We start from the raw sequence: 17,359 nt of genomic DNA, 5'->3' as shown, positions 1-17,359 counted from the left end.
GCCTCCTTCGTGCTGCGCCGCTTGTTCAGCTTCCTTAACGGGGCCATCTTCGTGTGGCTCGCGGGGAACGCAACGGCACAACCTGTGCACTTCGAAGACAGCATGGCGCAACGCACCATGGCCTGCACCACCTGCCACGGCCGCGAAGGCCGCGCCACCAACGATGGCTACTACCCGCGCATCGCAGGCAAACCCGCAGGCTACCTGTACCACCAGTTGCTCAACTTCCGCGACAACCGTCGCCACTACGGCCTGATGACGCAAATGGTCGACCCACTGAGCGATGCCTACCTGATGGAGATCGCGCAGTACTTCTCATCGCTAGACCTGCCCTACCCGCCGCCGCAGCCCAGCAGCGCGCCAGCCGCGGTGCTCCAACGCGGCCAGCAACTCGCCACACTCGGCGACGCCACGCGTGGCCTGCCCGCCTGCGCGCAATGCCATGGCCAGAAGTTGACCGGCGTGGCGCCCAACACGCCCGGCTTGTTGGGCCTGCCGCGCGACTATTTGAACGCCCAACTCGGCGCCTGGCGCACAGGCGCACGCCGCGCGCATGCGCCCGACTGCATGGCCGACATTGCGCGCAAGCTCAGTCCTGAAGACGTGTTTGCCGCCACCAGTTGGCTCGCCGCACAAGCGCTGCCTGCAGACCCGCACCCCGCAACAGCCACACCCCCCTGGCCTTCCGGCACGCAGCCTGTCAGTTGCGGTAGCGCACCTGTGCCTACGGCCAATGCAGGGGTTCGGCCATGAAGAAGCCTGCGCCCATGGTGCCAACACGACGGCCCCAGCGGCCACACCGCGCCATGATTTGGGTGGCGCTGCTGCTGGTCTTGGTGCTCGGCACCAGCCGCGACTGGCTCGCGCTGCTGGACGACGAAGGCACACACGAAGCTCCGCCCGCCATCACCACACCGGCCGGCATGGACAACGTGGCGCGCGGCGCCTACCTGGCCCGCGTGGGCAACTGCGCCGCCTGCCACACCAGCCGGGGCGGCACCGCCTATGCCGGTGGGCGCGGCATCGACACACCGTTTGGCACGGTTTACAGCAGCAACCTCACGCCCGACGACGACACCGGCCTGGGCCGCTGGTCGTCCACCGACTTCTGGAACGCGCTGCACCATGGCCGCTCGCGCGATGGCCGCCGGCTGAACCCCGTGTTCCCCTACACCAGCTACACCGTGGTCACGCGCGAGGACAGCGACGCGCTGTTCAGCTATCTGCAAAGCCTGCCCGCCACCGCACAGGCCGCCACACCCGACACCCTGCGCTGGCCCTATGGCACCCAACCCGCGTTGGCCGTGTGGCGCGCCTTGTACTTCACGCCCGGTGGCCGCAAAGACGAGGTGCAGGTCCCCACCAACCCTTCTGCGGAGTGGCAACGCGGTGCCTACCTCGTCACCGGCCTGGGTCACTGCGCAGCCTGCCACAGCCCGCGCAACCGTCTGGGCGGGCTGGACAGCGCACAGTTCCTGACGGGTGGGCAAATCCCCATGCAAAACTGGTACGCGCCCTCTTTGAGCGACCCGCACGAAGCCGGTGTGGCCGACTGGCCACAGGCCGACATCGTGCGGCTGCTGCACACCGGTGTATCGCCCGGTGGCTCGGCGCTGGGGCCGATGGCCGAGGTGGTGTTGCAAAGCACGCAGTACCTCAGCGTAGAAGACGTGAATGCCGTGGCCACCTACTTGAAAGCCTTGCCGCCCACCACGCACACCCCACCGCAGGGCAACCCCGCCAAGGTCGACAACCGCGTGGCCGCCGTGGGTGCGCAGCTCTACACCCAACATTGCAGCGCCTGCCACGGCATGAACGGCCAGGGCCAGCCCGGCGCTTACCCACCACTGGGCGGCAACCGCGCCGTGACCATGCCGCAGATCACCAACCTTGTGCAGATGGTGTTGAAAGGCGGCTACGCCCCCGCCACCGCCGGCAACCCACGCCCCTACGGCATGCCGCCGTTTGCACTGCAGTTGAACGACCGCGACATCGCCGCCGTGTTGACGCACTTGCGCACCAGTTGGGGCAACCAGGCCGGTGGCGTGAGCGAGCTGGATGTGATCCAGGCACGCGGCGTGCAGGCACCTTAAGAAAAATGGCCCTCCAGCGCCTACCACATAAGCGTAAGAAGCTACACAATCCATAGCATGAGCACCTTCCCCCAGCGCCTGCGCATTGCCGCCGCCCAAACCACTTCCGTGCCCGGCAACGTGGCCGCCAACCTCATCACCCACATGCGCTTCATTGCGGCCGCACAAGCCGCCGAGGTGGACGCCGTGGTGTTCCCCGAGTTGTCGCTCAGCGGCTACGAGCCCGCCTTGCTGCGCGACTGTCTGCTCAAGCCCCAAGACCCGTGGCTGCTGCCGTTGCGCGCCTGCGCCAAACAAGCCCGCATGACCATCATCGTCGGTGCGCCCGTGGCCAGTGCCGATGCCCAGCGCCCGCACATCGGCGCCCTGGCCTTCTTTGCCGACGGTCGCCACGCGGTGTTCTTGAAGCAGCATTTGCACGGCGGCGAGGAAGTCTTTGCCACACCGGACGGCGACCTCACCCCCCACCGCTTCGCCATTCAAGAGACCCCTGCCGCGCTGGGCATCTGCGCCGAATCCATGCACCCACCCCATGCGGCGCGTGCCGCAGAAGCGGGCGCGGCGCTGTATCTGGCAAGCTCGTTGGTGTCGGTAGGCGGCCATGCGGCAGAGGTGGTACAACTCAGCGCCCACGCATGCGACTTGGGCATGGGCGTGCTGCTGGCCAACCACGGCGGGCCATCTGGCGGCTACACCTGTGCGGGCCAAAGCGCCTTCTGGGCGCCGGGCGGAGAACTCGTCGTCCAAGCCCCCGGCACCGGCGACGTGCTGGTCATCGCCACGCGTGAAGACGGCCAGTGGCGCGGCGAAGTGCTCGCCGTGCCGGTCTAAACAGTTAACGCCCGTGGGCGTTTGAAAAACTACCGCCCGTGCGCGTGCAGGGCGCCGTGCCCTGAGTTCGGCCGCGCTTCTTCGGGCCGCGCCAGCACCTGGCGCACCATGGCCTGCGCCAACTCTTGCTCGCCCAAAAACACGTGTTGCGCGCCTTCACTCTCCAGCAAGCGCGCCTCGGTTTCGTTGTGGGTGCGTACCAGCGTTTGGATTTGCGGGTTCAGCGTGCGCGCGGTGCTGATCATCTGGCGCACGTTGAATGCATCGTGCGTAGCAATCACCAGCATGCGCGCGTTGGCAATGTGTGCCTGGATCAACACCGTGGGCTCGGCCGCATCGCCAAACACGGCGGCCGTGCCCTCGGCACGCAGGCGCTCCACCAGTTCGCGGTTCTGGTCGGCCACCACAAACGGAATATGGTGTGCACGCATGGCATTCGCAATGCGCTCGCCCACGCGGCCATAACCCACCAGCACCACTTGGCGCGACAGGTATTTGTCTTCGGTGTTCATCGGCAGCTCGGCCATCGGGTCGTCGCGCGCTTCGAGCTTGCGCGCGTAGGCCGACTTGGCCAGGATCCACTGCTGCAGCGGCTCCACCATCTTGAAGCAGAGCTGGTTCACGGCGATGGAGATCAGCGCCCCGGCCAGCACCAGGCTGTTGGCCTCGGGCGGCAACAGGCCCAATGCACCGCCCAAACCCATCAAGATGAACGAGAACTCGCCAATCTGCGCCAGGCTGGCCGACACCGTGAGCGCGGTGTTCAGCGGGTAGCGGAACATCAGCACCAAGGCGCCTGCCGCCACCGACTTGCCGACGATGATGATGCTGGCCACGGCCAACACCTGCAGCGGCCGTTCGATGATCACCAGCGGGTCGAACAACATACCAACCGACACAAAAAACAGCACCGCAAAAGCGTCGCGCAACGGCAATGACTCTTCAGCTGCGCGGTGGCTGAACTCCGACTCGCGCATCACCATGCCGGCGAAAAACGCCCCCAGCGCAAACGACACGCCAAACAAGGCCGTGGCACCAAACGCAATGCTCACCGCAGCGGCCACCACACACAAGGTGAACAGCTCGCGCGAGCCGGTGCGCTGTACCTGCCACAGCACCCAAGGGAAGAAGCGCCGGCCCAACACCAGCATCAGCGCCACAAATGCGCCAACTTGCAGCAGCGTGAGGCCCAAGGTGCGCCACAGCCCGCTCAAACTCTCGCCGCCATCGGCAGCACCTGCCAACCAGCCGCCCAGCGGCGGCAGCAGCACCAAGACCAGCACCATGGCCAGATCTTCGACCACCAGCCATCCCACTGCGATGCGGCCGTTAAATGAATCGAGCACACCTCGGCTCTCCAGCGCGCGCAGCAGCACCACCGTGCTGGCGCACGACAGCGCCAAGCCAAACACCAGCGCCGCACCCATGTTCCAACCCCACCAATGGGCCAACCCCATCCCCAAGGCCGTGGCCACCGACATCTGTACCACGGCACCGGGCACGGCGATCTTGCGCACGGCCAGCAGGTCGTCGAGCGAGAAATGCAGGCCCACGCCAAACATCAGCAGCATCACGCCGATTTCAGCCAACTGGCTGGCAATGCTGGCGTCGGCCACAAAGCCGGGCGTGAACGGGCCAATCACCACACCGGCGAGCAAATACCCCACCAACGCCGGCAGGCGAAGGCGTATCGCCAACATGCCCAGCACAAGGGCCAGGCCGAGGCCGGCGGCGATGGTGCTGATGAGCGAAACACTGTGGGGCATGCGCGTGGGCTCCTCTCGTAGCGAGATTTAAATATTTCCGGGGACTGTTTTGCAATTTACTACAGCAAGCCCCAAGCCAATCCCCGGAAAAACCAAGTTCCTTGCGCGCGTGGGGTTAAGGCAATGCTGAGCAAGCCCCCAAACAAAAACCCGCTGAACCTAAGCCCAGCGGGTTTTGTTTGGCATGTGGTGCACACACACATGACGCGTGTGGCACCAGCGGTGCCACGCCACTTGGGCATCAGCCCATGTGCAGACCACCGTTGACCGAGAAGTCAGCGCCGGTGGAGTAGCCACCTTCGTCAGACGCCAGCCAGGCGATGATGGAGGCGATTTCTTCAGGTTGACCCAAGCGCTTCACCGGGATGGTGGCAACGATTTTGTCGAGCACTTCCTGGCGAATGGCGCGAACCATTTCAGTACCGATGTAGCCTGGGCTCACGGTGTTGACCGTCACGCCCTTGTTGGCCAGTTCTTGCGCCAGCGCCATCGTGAAGCCGTGCATACCGGCCTTGGCAGCCGAGTAGTTGGTCTGGCCGGCCTGGCCTTTTTCACCGTTGACCGAGCTGATGTTGATGATGCGGCCCCAGCCTTTTTCCACCATGTCGCCGACCACTTGTTTGGTGACGTTGAACATGCTGTTCAGGTTGGTTTCGATCACTGCGTCCCAGTCTTCGCGGCTCATCTTCACGAACATGCGGTCGCGCGTGATGCCGGCGTTGTTCACCAGCACGTCGATCGCGCCGTGTTCGGCCTTGGTCTTGGTGAAGGCTTCAACCGTGGATTCCCACGAGCCGACATTGCCCACCGATGCATAGAACTTGTAGCCCAGTGCGGCTTGCTCGGCCAGCCACTTGTCGTAGTCGCGGGTAGGGCCGCAACCGGCGATGACTTTGAAACCTTCTTTGTGCAGACGTTGGCAAATGGCGGAACCGATACCACCCATGCCACCCGTGACGTACGCTACTTTTTGACTCATCTCATATCCCCTGTTTTAAATGTTGGTTGAACCGAATAGCGGGTCACACTTTCGCTGGCGGGACCCTGCCCACCAGGTCTAAACCATTGTGGGCCGATCTCACCGCTCGATAGTTAGGGCAACTCCCATGCCACCACCGATGCACAGCGAGGCGATGCCCTTCTTCGCATCACGACGCCCCATTTCGTGCAGAAGCGTCACCAAAATACGGCAGCCGGACGCACCAATCGGATGCCCAATCGCAATCGCACCGCCGTTGACGTTGACCTTGCTGGTGTCCCAACCCATTTCGTTGTTGACGGCGCAAGCTTGCGCGGCAAACGCTTCGTTGATTTCCAGCAGGTCGAGGTCTTGTGCTTTCCAACCGGCGCGGGCCAAGGCCTTTTGCGATGCCGGGACGGGGCCCATGCCCATATAGGCCGGGTCGAGGCCGGAGGAGGCGTAGCTGGCAATGCGGCCCAGCGGCTTCAAGCCCAGCGCGGCGGCCTTCTTGGCCGTCATCACCATCACGGCAGCGGCGCCGTCGTTGATGCCCGAGGCATTGCCTGCGGTCACGCCACCGGCCTTGTCGAACGCAGGGCGCAGGCCGGCCAGCGCTTCGGCATTGGTCTTTTTGTTGATGAATTCATCGGCTGCAAAAACAATCGGGTCGCCCTTCTTTTGTGGAATGGTGAACGGCACGATTTCGTCTTTGAAGCGGCCAGCCTCTTGTGCGGCGGCGGCCTTTTGTTGACTGGCCAAAGCCAGCGCGTCTTGCATCTCACGGCTGATGCCGTATTTCTTGGCCACGTTTTCGGCGGTGATGCCCATGTGGTACTGGTTGTAGACGTCCCACAGGCCGTCAACAATCATGGTGTCGGTCATCTTCCAGTCGCCCATGCGTTGGCCGTCGCGCGAGCCCAGCAATACGTGTGGCGAGGCACTCATGTTCTCCTGGCCGCCCGCAATGATGATTTCGCTGTCGCCCGTGGCCACAGCTTGCGCGGCCAGCATCACGGACTTCAGGCCCGAGCCGCACACGGCATTGATGGTCAGGCCAGGGGTGGCTTGGTTCAGGCCGCTTTTGATGACGGCTTGGCGCGCCGGGTTTTGGCCGGCACCTGCGGCCAACACTTGGCCCATGATGACTTCACCGATCTGGTCGGCGGCCAGGCCGCTACGGGCCAGCACTTCTTTCACAACGGCGGCACCGAGGTCGGTGGCGGCGATCTTGGCGAGCGAGCCGCCAAACTTGCCAACGGCGGTGCGGGTGGCGGCTACGATGACGATGTCTTCCATGATGTGCTCCAGAGTGAGTTTGAAAGTATTGAATAGGATTGTGAACCTGCAGCCGCAGAGCGCGCCCTGGCCCTCCAGGTACCGCGCTGAGGCCATGCTAAGCCGTTCAATCCCAAAAGATGATTAGGGCTTAGCCTTGTCAGTCATTCTGCGTAGGTTGGGCGACGGTTGCGAGATGAAACCCTGCCTAGGCCCGGGCTTTCACGTAACGCCCCGGGGCGGGTTCAATCGCCTTGAACTGCGCACCTTTGCCATACGTGGCGGGTGCAGCAATTTGCTTGCCTGCGTGGCTCTTGAGCCAATCGGCCCAGTCGGCCCACCAACTCCCGGGCTGCTCGGTGGCACCCTTCACCCAGTCCTGCACGTCCGCCGGGAACTTGGCCGAGGTGCTTACCCAGTGGCTGCGTTTCTTTTTGGCGGGTGGGTTGATCACGCCGGCAATGTGGCCCGAGGCACCCATCACAAAACGCTTGGGGCCGCGCAGATGCTGCGTGGAGGCGTAAGCGCCGCCAATCGGCACGATGTGGTCTTCGCGCGAGCCATAGATATAGACCGGCGCATCGATCTTGCCCAGGTCGATCTTTTCGCCGCACACCGTGGTGTGGCCGGCTTTGACCAGGTTGTTTTCCAGGTAGGTGTTGCGCAGATACCAGGCGTAAAACGGGCCGGGCAGGTTGGTGGCATCGCTGTTCCAGTACAGCAGGTCGAACGGCGGTGGTGTTTCGCCCTTGAGGTAGTTGCCCACCACGTAATTCCATACCAGGTCGTTCGGGCGCAGGAAGCAGAAGGTGGAAGCCAGCTCGCTGCCCGGCAGCAGGCCACCCTTGCCCATTTGCATCTCGCGGTAGGCCACCATGGCTTCGTCGATGAACACGTCGAGGATGCCGGTGTCTTTGAAGTCCAGCAGCGTGGTCAGCAGCGTAAGGCTGGCCAGCGGCTTTTCCCCCCGCGCGGCCAACACGGCTGCGGCGGTGCTGAGGATGGTGCCGCCCACACAGAAGCCCAGCGCGTTGATGGTTTTGGCGCCCGTGATCTCACGTGTGACGTTGATCGCCTTGATGGCCGCGTGTTCGATGTAGTCGTCCCAGGTCTTTTCACCGCACGAGGCGTCGGGGTTGCGCCAGCTCACAACAAATGTGCGATGCCCCTGCTCCACAGCGTAGCGGATGAGTGAATTCTCGGGCTGTAGGTCAAGCACGTAGTACTTGTTGATGCACGGCGGCACCAACAGGAACGGACGTTCATACACCTTGGCCGCGCCCTTGGCTGCGGGCAAGGGTTTGTATTCGATGAGCTGGAAGTATTCGTTCTCGAACACCACCGCACCCTCGGTCGTGGCGACGTTTTTGCCGACCTCGAAGGCGCTTTCGTCGGTCATCGACAGGTGACCTTTTTGAATGTCGCCGGCCAGGTTTTGCAAGCCCTTGGCAATGCTCTCGCCCTGGGTGTCTACGGCCTTTTTCAAGGCGTCTGCATTCAGCGCCAGGAAGTTGCTCGGCGACGCAGCGGCCGTGGCCTGCTCTACGGCAAAGCGGATGCGGGCACGGGTTTTCTCGTCACCCTCCACCGCATCGGCCAGCGCCAGCAGCGTGCGGGTTTGCAGCAGATAAGCAGCGGCGGAAAACGCGGCGGTGGGGTTGCTGCCCCAGGCTTGAGCGGCAAAGCGGCGGTCGCCTGCGATGTGGCTTTGATCGAGCGTGCTGTTCCACAGCTTGGTGGATTCTTCAAGGTACTGCTGTTGCAGCGCCTGCAGTTTCTCGGGAGAGAAAGAAATACGGGGCAGCGAAGCGCCGTCGGGGAACGTAGGAAGGGAACCGGGCACACCACCAAATGAGGGGCCGCCAGCCATGTTGCCTTGTAAACCTTGCATGGCTTGGAGCCAGTTTTTCGACCAGCCCTCGCCGAAGGCTTTTTGGAATTGCAAACCTACACTGGTCCAATCCGACTCAGAATGCATGCTGTCTCCTCGCGAGTGAAGCCTGAGAATTAAGGCTTCCTATTATGAGGAGTCTTGTTAACACTCTATTGGGACCATGCAATAGATTGCGAACCGACTCCTAGGGTTTACCCGGAATTCTTGCAGAGTCTCAAGAGCGAAGCAATGGAGGTTGTTTGGATTGTTGTACCTAGTTGTAATTGCGTGGACCTACGTCGCGCTGATGATGGGCGTTGCCGAAGCGACCAACACCACCGGCACGGTGCTGGGGGGCCTTCTCACGTTTGTGCTGTACGGCGCCGCTCCTGTGGCGCTGGTGGTTTACTTGTGGGGCGCGCCGTTGCGCCGGCGCGCCATCAAGGCGCGCGAGGCAGTAGAGGCGGCGGAGGCGGTCGAGCCGCCCCAGGGAGACGCATCAGCCCAACCAGATGCAAGCCGCCATGCGCCCGCTGATGCGCTCGCGCCGGTACGAAAAGAACCTTGATGCGTTGTCGACGGTGCACCACGCCGTGCTGCCGTCATTGCCATAAACGCCAGTAAGGCCCAGCGCCGCCAAACGCTGGCGCGCCAACCCTGGTAAATCTGCCAGCCACTTGCCAGCACCGTGCGCTTGAAACAACACCTCGGCCTGGACGTTGTGCGCCACAAACGCGGCGCGCACTTCATCACCGACCTCAAAACGCGCGGGGCCAATACAGGGGCCGAGCCAGGCGATGAACTCGGAAGCGTCGACAGGCTCGCCAGGCTCTGCACGCTGAATGGCCGCGATCTGCTGAAAAGTCGTTTCCAACACCCCCACCCCGTCCACTCCCACCAAACCGCGCCACCCCGCATGCGCGCCGGCCACCACAGTGCCGCTGCGGTTGGTGAACAGCACCGGCAAACAATCGGCCACCATGATGGTGCAGGCGATGCCGGGCTCGGTTGTCCAGCACGCATCAGCCTGCACGGGACTGGTGGTGGCCAGCACAGGCGCGGTCAACGGCACCACCGCCGTGCCATGCACTTGCTGCAGGTAAACCGGCTGGACGCCACAGGCTTCGCCCAAACGCACGCGGTTGGCCAACACGGCGGTGGGGTCGTCGCCCACGTGGTCGCCGAGGTTCATGGCGTCAAACGGTGTAGCCGACACACCACCAGTGCGTGTGGTAAAGACGCTGTGCACATGGGCGGGTGCAGGCCAGTCCGGCACCAGCCAATCGCTGGGCATCGTCATGGCTGAACGTCCGGACAGGCGCTGGGGTGTGCCTGTTGCGCTGCGGTGGTTTGCAATGCAGCCTCAAACGCGGCCATGGTCAGCGGCAGGCCGTCGAGCGGCACGTTGAAACGTTGCGCGTTGTAGATCTGCGGCAGCAGGCAGCAGTCGGCCAAGGTCAGGCTATCACCATAACAAAACACCGAGGGCGCCAGGCCGCGCCGCGCACGGCTCTCGGCCACCGTTTGCAGTTGGCGCTCAAAAGCTTCCAGCCCGCTGCGGCACCAGTGGTGGTACCAGGCATTTTTGGTGGCTTCGTCTTGGTGCAGCTCATTGACCAAATACTTCAGCACGCGCAGGTTGGTCGGCGGGTGCATTTCGCAGGCCACCAGTTGCGCCAAAGCGCGCACTTGGGCACGGCCCAAGGCGTCGGCCGGCAGCAAAGGCGGCGTGGGATGCTGTTCGTCCAGATATTCAATGATGGCCATGGACTGCGTGAGGAACTCGCCGTCCACCTCCAGTACGGGCACCAAGCGGTCTGGTGAAATGGCGGCGTGGGCGGCGGCTTTTTGCTCGCCCTTGACCAAGTGCACGGGCAGGTAGTCGTAGGCCAGTCCCTTGACGGCCAAGGCGATACGCACGCGGTACGAGGCCGAAGAACGAAAGTAGTTGTGGAGCTTCATGAGGCTGAAGGATAGCGCGTCTACGCGACCTGTCATGTAGGCGCCGCTCCTGATTCATGAGCAACTTGCGCTTGATCCATAAGCGCTGCGACGTCTTTTTGCTTCAAGGATCAACAACATTAGCGCGCTACGCCTACACGCTTCTCCATGCGCTGCTGACGAACTTATGCAGACGTGCCCCGTATCGTCGCCCCATGTTTGATGCGCCCTCGTCCGCCACTGCCCCTCGCTCGGAAGACACCGTACCGGTGACGGTGATGGCACCCATGTCCACAGCGGCTTCCGTGCCGGAAGCCATGCCTGTGGACGTGCGCAACACAGCGCTGGTGTTCCTGAGCCTGGCCGCTGCCGTGTTCATGCTGCACTGGGCCAGCGCCGTGTTCATTCCGGTGATGCTAGGCCTGCTTTGCAGCTACGCGTTGACGCCCATGGTGGACCGGCTGGAGCGCTGGCATGTACCGCGCGCACTGGGCGCTGGCGTGCTGCTGTTGGTGTTGATGGGTGCCATCAGCGGCGGTGCGTACGTCTTGCGCGACGATGCTTCGCGCCTGGTCACCGCACTGCCAGAGGCCGTACAAAAAGTGAAGGTAGCGGCCGACCGCGAAAAGCGCGCCGCCAAACCCGTCGCCCCCAGCACGCTGGAGTCGGTCCAAAAGGCAGCTGAGCAACTGGTGCAAGTCACCAGCGGCGACACAACCACAACCACACGCGTCACCCAGGTGCAAGTCGCGCCCGCACGCTTCAATATCAAAGACTATTTATGGACTGGCACCATGGGCCTGGCGCGCTTGGTGGGCCAAGGTGTGGTCACCTTGTTCATGACGTTTTTTCTGCTGACCGCTGGTGACACTTTCCGGCGCAAGCTGGTGCGCGTGGCGGGCAACACACTGGCCCAGCGCAAGATCACCGTGCAGGCGCTGAACGAGATCACCGAGCAGATCCAGCGCTACCTGTTGCTGCACCTGTTCATCAGCGCGCTGGTGGGCATCGTCACCGGGTTGTGCTTCTGGGCCATGGGGCTGGAAAACGCCGCGCTGTGGGGCGTGGTGGGCGCGGTCTTTAGGCTGGTGCCTTATGTGGGCTCGGCAGCGGCTGCAGGCGGCGCAGCGCTGGTCGCGTTCTTGCAGTTTGGCAGTGTCAACATGGCGTTGGCGGTGCTGTTGGTGTCGGTGGCCATCCACAGCATTGCGGGCACCTTGATCACGCCTTGGCTGGCCAGCCGCGCCAGCCGGCTGAACCCCGTGGCCATATTTATTGGGGTGATCGCCTGGGGCTGGCTTTGGGGGGTATGGGGCTTGCTGCTGGGCGTGCCGATTTTGATGGCCATCAAGGCGGTGTGTGACCGCATTGACGACCTCAAACCCATCGGTGAGTTTTTAGGAAACTAGCCTCATCCGTCTCACCCGTGCCATGCCTGCACCAGTTGGCGCGTGATCTCGGCCGCGGGCAGTGCCTGGCAGTTGTCGGTGTTCTGGCCCGACCACAGGGGCGAAAAATCGCCACGGCCCTTGGCTTCCGCCCAGGCCCTCAGCGGCGCCACCATGGTCGTTGCCAACGGGAACGCGGGCGCGGTATTGCTCATGGGGCCCACTTCACGCATCAAACGGTTGACGATACCCCGCGCGGGCTTTCCGGTGAAAAGGCGCGTCAATGCGGTGTGTCGCGCCTCAGGGCTTTGCAAGGCTTTGCGGTGGATAGCACTGGTGGTGGCTTCGTCAGCACACAAATACGCCGTACCCACCTGCACACCGGCAGCGCCCAGCAGCAAGGCGGCGCGAATACCTTGTTCATCGGTGATGGCACCGGTCGCGATCACCGGCACACGCACGGCGCGCACCACTTGCGGCAGCAGTGCCATGGTGCCCATTTGGGTGGTCAGGTCGTCGGTTAAAAACATGCCACGGTGGCCGCCGGCCTCCACACCCTGAGCGATGACGGCATCCACGCCATGCGCTTCCAGCCACACCGCCTCTTCCACCGTGGTGGCGCTGCTCAGCACCTTGCTGCCCCAACTGCGCACACGCGCCAGCAACTCGGGTGACGGCAAACCAAAGTGAAAGCTCACCACCGGCGGGCGAAAGGCTTCCAGCACATCGGCGGCTTCGGCCGTGAACGGCGCACGGCCTACGCCTGGCGCAACGGTGGCGCTGTCGATACCGGCTTCGTCGTAATACCGCTGCAGCGTGCTGCGCCAAACCTCGGCCCGCACCGCATCAGGCGTGGGCGGGGTGTGGCAGAAGTAGTTGACGTTGTAGGGCTGTGTGGTTTGCGCCTGGATGCGCGTCAGTTCTTCACGCAACTGCGCCGCGGTGAGCATGGCCGCAGGCAAAGCACCCAGTGCGCCAGCATTGGACACGGCCACCGCCATGGCGCTACCTTGCACGCCCGCCATAGGCGCTTGCAGCAAGGGCCAGCGGATGCCCAGGAGTTCAGACAAACGAGACGTCACAAAAATTTCTCCCTACTGTTGCGGAAACGGCATGCTCTTTGCGAGACACTGCGAATCGTTCCTAGCCATTTTGGCGCCAAGATATTTTTAACGGAATCCAACATGTCCAATATCCACTTCATCGGCGGTGAAAAAGGCGGCGTGGGCAAATCGCTCACCGCACGCGTGCTGGCCCAGTACATGATCGACCAGAACCTGCCTTTCATTGGGTTTGACACCGACCGTTCACACGGCACGCTGTTGCGCTACTACGCCGATTACGCTTCGCCGATTGTGTTGGACCGGCATGACGCATTTGACGCCATCATTGAATCGGCCGCTGAAGACCCGGAGCGCCGCATCCTGGTGGACCTGGCGGCGCAAACCCATATTCCGCTGGTGGAGTGGATTGAGGGGGCGGATGTGTTGTCGCTCGCGAAAGAGCTCGGCATGAAGCTGACCTACTGGCACGTGATGGACTCGGGCAAGGACTCGGTCGACCTGCTGGAAAAACTGCTCGACCGCTTTGGCCACAGCCTGAACTTGCGCATTGTGCTGAACCAGTTGCGCGGCAACGACTTCTCGATTCTGGAAGCCTCGGGCCTGCGTGCGCGCGCCGAAGCCATGGGCGCCAAGGTCATCACCATCAAGAAGCTGGCTGACAGCATTGTGCAAAAAATTGATGCTGGTAACAGCAGCTTCTGGGCCGCCACGCACGCACAAGACGATGGTGGCCTGGGCCTGATGGACCGCCAGCGCGTGAAGATCTGGTTGCGCGACGCCTACCGAGAAATCGCTGACGCCGGGCTCTGAGTCCATACACCCCCATTAAAAACCGCCAAGCCTGTGACCAGGTTTGGCGGTTTTTTGTTTTGCGGTGTAAAACGAAGGCTTACAGCACTTTCCACTTCAGCAGCAAAGCCGCCACAGCGGGAATGCCAAACAGCATCAAGAAAATCGGCAACTCTTCTGAGGCGCTGTAGCCCGCCTTGGCCACACCAGTCCACATGTTGAAGCCGGTAAGCGCCAGCCACACCACCACAAACACGGCCGTGCACCAGGTGGCGGCCGAGGGGTAGTTGCCGGTGAACAGCCGGGCCACAATGGCGCTGGCGGCCATCAACAAAAAGCCTGCAAGTAAAAAGAGACCAGTTCTCATAAATTCCTCCTGCCAAATGCTAACGCCCATGGCCAGTCACCGTGGGTAACAGCATTCGCGAGAAGTGACTGTCGGGTGACGTGGTGCAGTGGTCACAAACGGTTTGTCATCACATGAGTGCCTCCCTATACTGCCGCATGCTCAAATCGTTACAACCTGGATGGATTCAAGCGGCCACGGCCACCGCTGCCCTGCTCGCCAGCAGCGCGGTGTTCGCGGGCCGGCCCCTCACCGTAGACGATGCCGATGTAGAAGAGGCTGGCGAAGGCCACGTAGAGAGTTGGTATGCACGTGCGCCAGGCAAGCTCAACACCTGGACGGTGGCCCCCGCCATCGGCCTGGGCGCCGGTCTGGAACTGGATGCGTCCGCCATGCGCGACACCACCTCCAACCTGACCACCAGCGCGCTGCATTTGAAGTGGCGCATCACGCCGTCGCAAGAAAACGGCTGCAACTTTGGCGCGTCGGCGGGTGTTTCGCACACACAAAACGCGGGCAACACGCCGGATGTGACGGGCCTGTTCACCTGCAATGGCGAATTTGGCGCTTTCCACTTGAACGCCGGTGCCAACCGGCCCAAGGACGGCCCAACCCTTGGCACCTGGGGCATTGCGCTGGAGCACGCATTTGGCGCCTTCACCGCGCACATCGAAACCTTTGGGCAACGCCATAGCGCGCCCACGCAGCAGATTGGCCTGCGCACCGACATCGCCAAAAACTGGCAAATCGACGGCACCATCGGCAAGATGCAGCGCGACACACTCTTCAGCGTCGGTTTCAAGTTTTCGTTCTAACGTTCGATCAAACGCATCACACTCAAGAACCCGCCGTATCTGCCGATATGGCAGGTATGCAAATATCGATCAGTTCCGCCAGCGGCAGCACCGCTAATGCCAACTCTGCAGCCACCATCGCCCGGCTGCAAAAGCAAATGCGCGAGCTGACCGAGCAACTCAAGGCCGTGGTCTGGGAAGACATGGAGCCCAAGGCCAAGGAGCAACGCATCCAGATGCTGCAGGCCATGATCCAGATGGTGCAACAGCAAATTGCCGCCACGCAGCAAGCCGAAGAAATGCAGCAGATGCAACGCCAGCTCGCCAAGGCGGCGGAGCAGCGTAAGGTGGCCCAGGCTTCTACCAAGCGAACCTCAGGGCTGGTCGACGTTTACGCCTGAGCCCGCAGCCACTGAAGGCCCGAGGCCATTGGCAATGGCCTACCCAATTCCGGGTCTCTGCCCCAGTTGACATGATGCCGGCGGCAGTTTTCGCCGCGCCTTCCGGTCGCTCTTCGCGATCACCACATTCGTCATGTTCCGCACCACAGGGTTTCCCCAGCCCATCCAGCAGGCTCGTATGGCCTGCGCCATCATCGGCGCCACACTTATGGCCCTCATCGTGTTGGGACATGATGGCCGCCGCATCGCGCAACTGGCCTTGCTAGCGGCACCCGGGGTGCTGTGGCTGCTGTGGCCGCTACGCAGCGCTTTGATGCACCGCATACGCAGTGTGGGGGTGTGGCTCTGGGCGCTGATTTTTGCGCTCGACGGCGTAGCCCGGGCTTACCTGCGTGACACCTACCAAGCTGCACCCGACAGTGCGCTGGTGTTGGGCGCCATCGCCAACACCAATGTGCGCGAAGGCTCGGAGTATTTGTCGATGCAGTGGCGATCGATGCTGGCTTGGGCCGCCGCCATGGGCGTCACGGCGCTACTCATCACCCGTTACGCCGGTCGTGGGGCACGCCGTTCTTTAAACACCACAGCGCGCGCCACGTCCTCGCGCTGGATGATGGCCGCCGCGTGCTTCGTCGCCCTGGCGATTGCGCTGGCCTATGCCAGCAAACCATGGCGCCGCCTGCACCCGGTGGTGTTCTGGAACACTTGGACCGAATCGGTACAAGCCCTGCGCGCAGGTTGGATGCACGAACAAAACAGCCGCGACCGCGCCTTGCAACGCGCACAAGCTGTCGCCCCCCAAATCACCCAAGCCGGCCCCGCCACGGTAGTGCTGGTGATAACCGACAGCGTGAACCGCGACAACATGGCCTTGTATGGCTATGGCCGGCCCACCACGCCGGGCCTGCTGCTGCAGAAAGCCGAGTGGGGCCAGCAAATGCTGGTGTTGAAGAACGCCTGGTCGGTAGACGCCAGCACCCTGCCCTCGTTGCGCAACATGTTCAACTTTGGCCAGAAGGAAAGCGACGACCCTTTGCATGCCTTGGCGTTGGCACGCGCAGCGGGCTATAAAACCTGGTGGATCAGCAACCACGACGACCTAGCCATCGAACAAAAACACGGGCGTATGGCCGACGTGATCGACATGGTGAACCGCACGCCCGGCCGCTCTGGCACGTCGCTCGACAGCGAGCTGTTGGACTGCGTGGAAGAAGCGCTGCAAGACCCCACCGAGCGCAAACTGATCGTGGTGCACCTGATGGGCACACACCCGCACTACAGCCTGCGTTACCCGGAAGGCGCCAACCCGTTCACACAAGGTGCCGATGCGGTGGAAACACGGCTGGTTAACGATGGCCGCTCGGCCTGGGTGCGCAAGTTTCGGCAGGAGTACGACGCAGCCGTGCTGTACCACGACACCATCGTCACCAAGCTGTTTCAGCTAACACAAGGGGCGGGCAAAACCGCCGACCCGCATGTGGCCCAGCCTTATCGCTCATGGATGTATTTGTCCGACCACGGCCAGGAAGTGGGCCACAGCAGCAACCACGCGGGCCACAGCCCTGGCACGCCTTCGGGCTACCGCATTCCGGCCATCCTCTGGCAGAGCCAACCGGGTGCCATGACCCAGCGCAACCTGGAGCACCAACCGTTTCGCGCCGACTGGATGGCCTATACCCTCGCCGATCTGCTGCACCTGCAATGGTCGGGCGACGAGCGCAGCCGCAGCGTGCTGGATGAAACCTACCGCTGGCAAGACCCGGTCTTGCCAGCGAAGGTGATGTCGTTCAACGAATGAACGGGTAGCTTTGAGGCGAGGCGGGCCACGCCCCGCCTG

17 protein-coding genes are annotated in these 17,359 nt (G+C 62.8%); 9 read left to right on the top strand and 8 right to left on the bottom strand.

Going from position 1 to position 17,359, the window contains the following annotated elements; genetic code table 11:
• Positions 1-102 precede the first annotated feature (102 nt).
• Genes ACPWMG_RS05960 through ACPWMG_RS05950 form a run of 3 tightly spaced genes read left to right on the top strand, consistent with a single transcriptional unit; the run spans position 103 to position 2,924 of the window.
• Positions 103-753, top strand: a complete 651-nt coding sequence (locus ACPWMG_RS05960; protein WP_483305186.1) for a c-type cytochrome — start codon at positions 103-105, stop codon at positions 751-753.
• Positions 750-2,093, top strand: coding sequence for a c-type cytochrome (locus tag ACPWMG_RS05955; protein WP_483303737.1), 1,344 nt, complete (start codon positions 750-752; stop codon positions 2,091-2,093). Before ACPWMG_RS05960 ends, ACPWMG_RS05955 begins: the two co-directional genes overlap by 4 nt.
• Positions 2,094-2,150: 57 nt before the next feature.
• On the top strand, positions 2,151-2,924 hold the full coding sequence (locus ACPWMG_RS05950; RefSeq protein WP_483303736.1) for a carbon-nitrogen hydrolase family protein: 774 nt from the start codon (positions 2,151-2,153) through the stop codon (positions 2,922-2,924).
• 29 nt (positions 2,925-2,953) lie between these two features.
• On the opposite strand, the gene ACPWMG_RS05945 is transcribed toward ACPWMG_RS05950, so the two are convergent.
• The 4 genes from ACPWMG_RS05945 to phaC form a co-directional block, all read right to left on the bottom strand.
• A complete protein-coding gene (locus ACPWMG_RS05945; RefSeq protein ID WP_483303735.1) occupies positions 2,954-4,690 on the bottom strand; it encodes a cation:proton antiporter domain-containing protein in 1,737 nt (578 codons plus the stop codon).
• Between the two features lie 241 nt (positions 4,691-4,931).
• Complete coding sequence (gene phbB, locus ACPWMG_RS05940; protein WP_483303734.1) at positions 4,932-5,669, bottom strand: acetoacetyl-CoA reductase; 738 nt, start codon at positions 5,667-5,669, stop codon at positions 4,932-4,934.
• 99 nt (positions 5,670-5,768) lie between these two features.
• Positions 5,769-6,947 (bottom strand): acetyl-CoA C-acetyltransferase, encoded by a 1,179-nt coding sequence (locus ACPWMG_RS05935; RefSeq protein WP_483303733.1) that lies wholly within the window; start codon positions 6,945-6,947, stop codon positions 5,769-5,771.
• A gap of 187 nt (positions 6,948-7,134) precedes the next feature.
• Positions 7,135-8,904: a class I poly(R)-hydroxyalkanoic acid synthase gene (phaC, locus tag ACPWMG_RS05930; protein ID WP_483303732.1), complete on the bottom strand. Its 1,770-nt coding sequence runs from the start codon at positions 8,902-8,904 to the stop codon at positions 7,135-7,137.
• A 163-nt stretch (positions 8,905-9,067) separates the two neighbouring features.
• Between phaC and ACPWMG_RS05925 the strand changes: the two genes are divergently transcribed.
• Entirely contained in the window at positions 9,068-9,367 is a 300-nt protein-coding gene (locus ACPWMG_RS05925; protein ID WP_483303731.1) for a hypothetical protein, read from the top strand.
• On the opposite strand, the gene pgeF is transcribed toward ACPWMG_RS05925, so the two are convergent.
• Positions 9,299-10,093 (bottom strand): peptidoglycan editing factor PgeF, encoded by a 795-nt coding sequence (gene pgeF / locus ACPWMG_RS05920; protein WP_483305185.1) that lies wholly within the window; start codon positions 10,091-10,093, stop codon positions 9,299-9,301. The genes ACPWMG_RS05925 and pgeF overlap by 69 nt on opposite strands.
• A gap of 2 nt (positions 10,094-10,095) precedes the next feature.
• The gene (gene maiA, locus ACPWMG_RS05915) at positions 10,096-10,761 is read right to left on the bottom strand and encodes a maleylacetoacetate isomerase (protein ID WP_483305184.1); all 666 of its coding nucleotides are present in this window, start codon (positions 10,759-10,761) and stop codon (positions 10,096-10,098) included.
• Between the two features lie 194 nt (positions 10,762-10,955).
• Between maiA and ACPWMG_RS05910 the strand changes: the two genes are divergently transcribed.
• A complete protein-coding gene (locus ACPWMG_RS05910; protein WP_483303730.1) occupies positions 10,956-12,149 on the top strand; it encodes an AI-2E family transporter in 1,194 nt (397 codons plus the stop codon).
• Between the two features lie 11 nt (positions 12,150-12,160).
• Here ACPWMG_RS05910 and ACPWMG_RS05905 read toward each other — a convergent pair whose 3' ends face one another.
• Entirely contained in the window at positions 12,161-13,153 is a 993-nt protein-coding gene (locus tag ACPWMG_RS05905) for an NAD(P)H-dependent flavin oxidoreductase (protein ID WP_483305183.1), read from the bottom strand.
• Between the two features lie 159 nt (positions 13,154-13,312).
• Here ACPWMG_RS05905 and ACPWMG_RS05900 point away from each other — a divergent pair, with 159 nt between their 5' ends.
• Positions 13,313-14,002, top strand: coding sequence for a nucleotide-binding protein (locus tag ACPWMG_RS05900; RefSeq protein ID WP_483303729.1), 690 nt, complete (start codon positions 13,313-13,315; stop codon positions 14,000-14,002).
• A 79-nt stretch (positions 14,003-14,081) separates the two neighbouring features.
• Here ACPWMG_RS05900 and ACPWMG_RS05895 read toward each other — a convergent pair whose 3' ends face one another.
• The gene (locus tag ACPWMG_RS05895) at positions 14,082-14,348 is read right to left on the bottom strand and encodes a hypothetical protein (protein ID WP_483303728.1); all 267 of its coding nucleotides are present in this window, start codon (positions 14,346-14,348) and stop codon (positions 14,082-14,084) included.
• 113 nt (positions 14,349-14,461) lie between these two features.
• On the opposite strand from ACPWMG_RS05895, the gene ACPWMG_RS05890 reads away from it, so the two are divergent.
• The 3 genes from ACPWMG_RS05890 (at position 14,462) to ACPWMG_RS05880 (ending at position 17,320) form a co-directional block, all read left to right on the top strand.
• A complete protein-coding gene (locus ACPWMG_RS05890; RefSeq protein WP_483303727.1) occupies positions 14,462-15,142 on the top strand; it encodes a hypothetical protein in 681 nt (226 codons plus the stop codon).
• 56 nt (positions 15,143-15,198) lie between these two features.
• Positions 15,199-15,522 carry a FlxA-like family protein gene (locus ACPWMG_RS05885; RefSeq protein WP_483303726.1) on the top strand — a complete coding sequence of 108 codons (324 nt, stop codon included), beginning with the start codon at positions 15,199-15,201 and terminating at the stop codon, positions 15,520-15,522.
• 133 nt (positions 15,523-15,655) lie between these two features.
• On the top strand, positions 15,656-17,320 hold the full coding sequence (locus tag ACPWMG_RS05880; protein WP_483303725.1) for a sulfatase-like hydrolase/transferase: 1,665 nt from the start codon (positions 15,656-15,658) through the stop codon (positions 17,318-17,320).
• Positions 17,321-17,359: the final 39 nt, after the last annotated feature.

The sequence above is a fragment of the Hydrophilobacter chitinilyticus genome, assembly GCF_049860745.1.
GTDB lineage: Bacteria > Pseudomonadota > Gammaproteobacteria > Burkholderiales > Burkholderiaceae_C > Rhodoferax_B.
This window is presented reverse-complemented; position numbering and strand designations above follow the sequence as displayed.

Bases quoted from the DNA above. Each gene is read 5' to 3' on its own strand.
- ACPWMG_RS05960 (WP_483305186.1), top strand. From the start codon at position 103: ATGGCGCAACGCACCATGGCCTGCACCACCTGCCACGGCCGCGAAGGC.
- ACPWMG_RS05955 (WP_483303737.1), top strand. From the start codon at position 750: ATGAAGAAGCCTGCGCCCATGGTGCCAACACGACGGCCCCAGCGGCCA.
- ACPWMG_RS05950 (WP_483303736.1), top strand. From the start codon at position 2,151: ATGAGCACCTTCCCCCAGCGCCTGCGCATTGCCGCCGCCCAAACCACT.
- ACPWMG_RS05945 (WP_483303735.1), bottom strand. From the start codon at position 4,690: ATGCCCCACAGTGTTTCGCTCATCAGCACCATCGCCGCCGGCCTCGGC.
- phbB (WP_483303734.1), bottom strand. From the start codon at position 5,669: ATGAGTCAAAAAGTAGCGTACGTCACGGGTGGCATGGGTGGTATCGGT.
- ACPWMG_RS05935 (WP_483303733.1), bottom strand. From the start codon at position 6,947: ATGGAAGACATCGTCATCGTAGCCGCCACCCGCACCGCCGTTGGCAAG.
- phaC (WP_483303732.1), bottom strand. From the start codon at position 8,904: ATGCATTCTGAGTCGGATTGGACCAGTGTAGGTTTGCAATTCCAAAAA.
- pgeF (WP_483305185.1), bottom strand. From the start codon at position 10,093: ATGCCCAGCGATTGGCTGGTGCCGGACTGGCCTGCACCCGCCCATGTG.
- maiA (WP_483305184.1), bottom strand. From the start codon at position 10,761: ATGAAGCTCCACAACTACTTTCGTTCTTCGGCCTCGTACCGCGTGCGT.
- ACPWMG_RS05910 (WP_483303730.1), top strand. From the start codon at position 10,956: ATGTTTGATGCGCCCTCGTCCGCCACTGCCCCTCGCTCGGAAGACACC.
- ACPWMG_RS05905 (WP_483305183.1), bottom strand. From the start codon at position 13,153: ATGGCGGGCGTGCAAGGTAGCGCCATGGCGGTGGCCGTGTCCAATGCT.
- ACPWMG_RS05900 (WP_483303729.1), top strand. From the start codon at position 13,313: ATGTCCAATATCCACTTCATCGGCGGTGAAAAAGGCGGCGTGGGCAAA.
- ACPWMG_RS05895 (WP_483303728.1), bottom strand. From the start codon at position 14,348: ATGAGAACTGGTCTCTTTTTACTTGCAGGCTTTTTGTTGATGGCCGCC.
- ACPWMG_RS05890 (WP_483303727.1), top strand. From the start codon at position 14,462: ATGAGTGCCTCCCTATACTGCCGCATGCTCAAATCGTTACAACCTGGA.
- ACPWMG_RS05885 (WP_483303726.1), top strand. From the start codon at position 15,199: ATGCAAATATCGATCAGTTCCGCCAGCGGCAGCACCGCTAATGCCAAC.
- ACPWMG_RS05880 (WP_483303725.1), top strand. From the start codon at position 15,656: ATGTTCCGCACCACAGGGTTTCCCCAGCCCATCCAGCAGGCTCGTATG.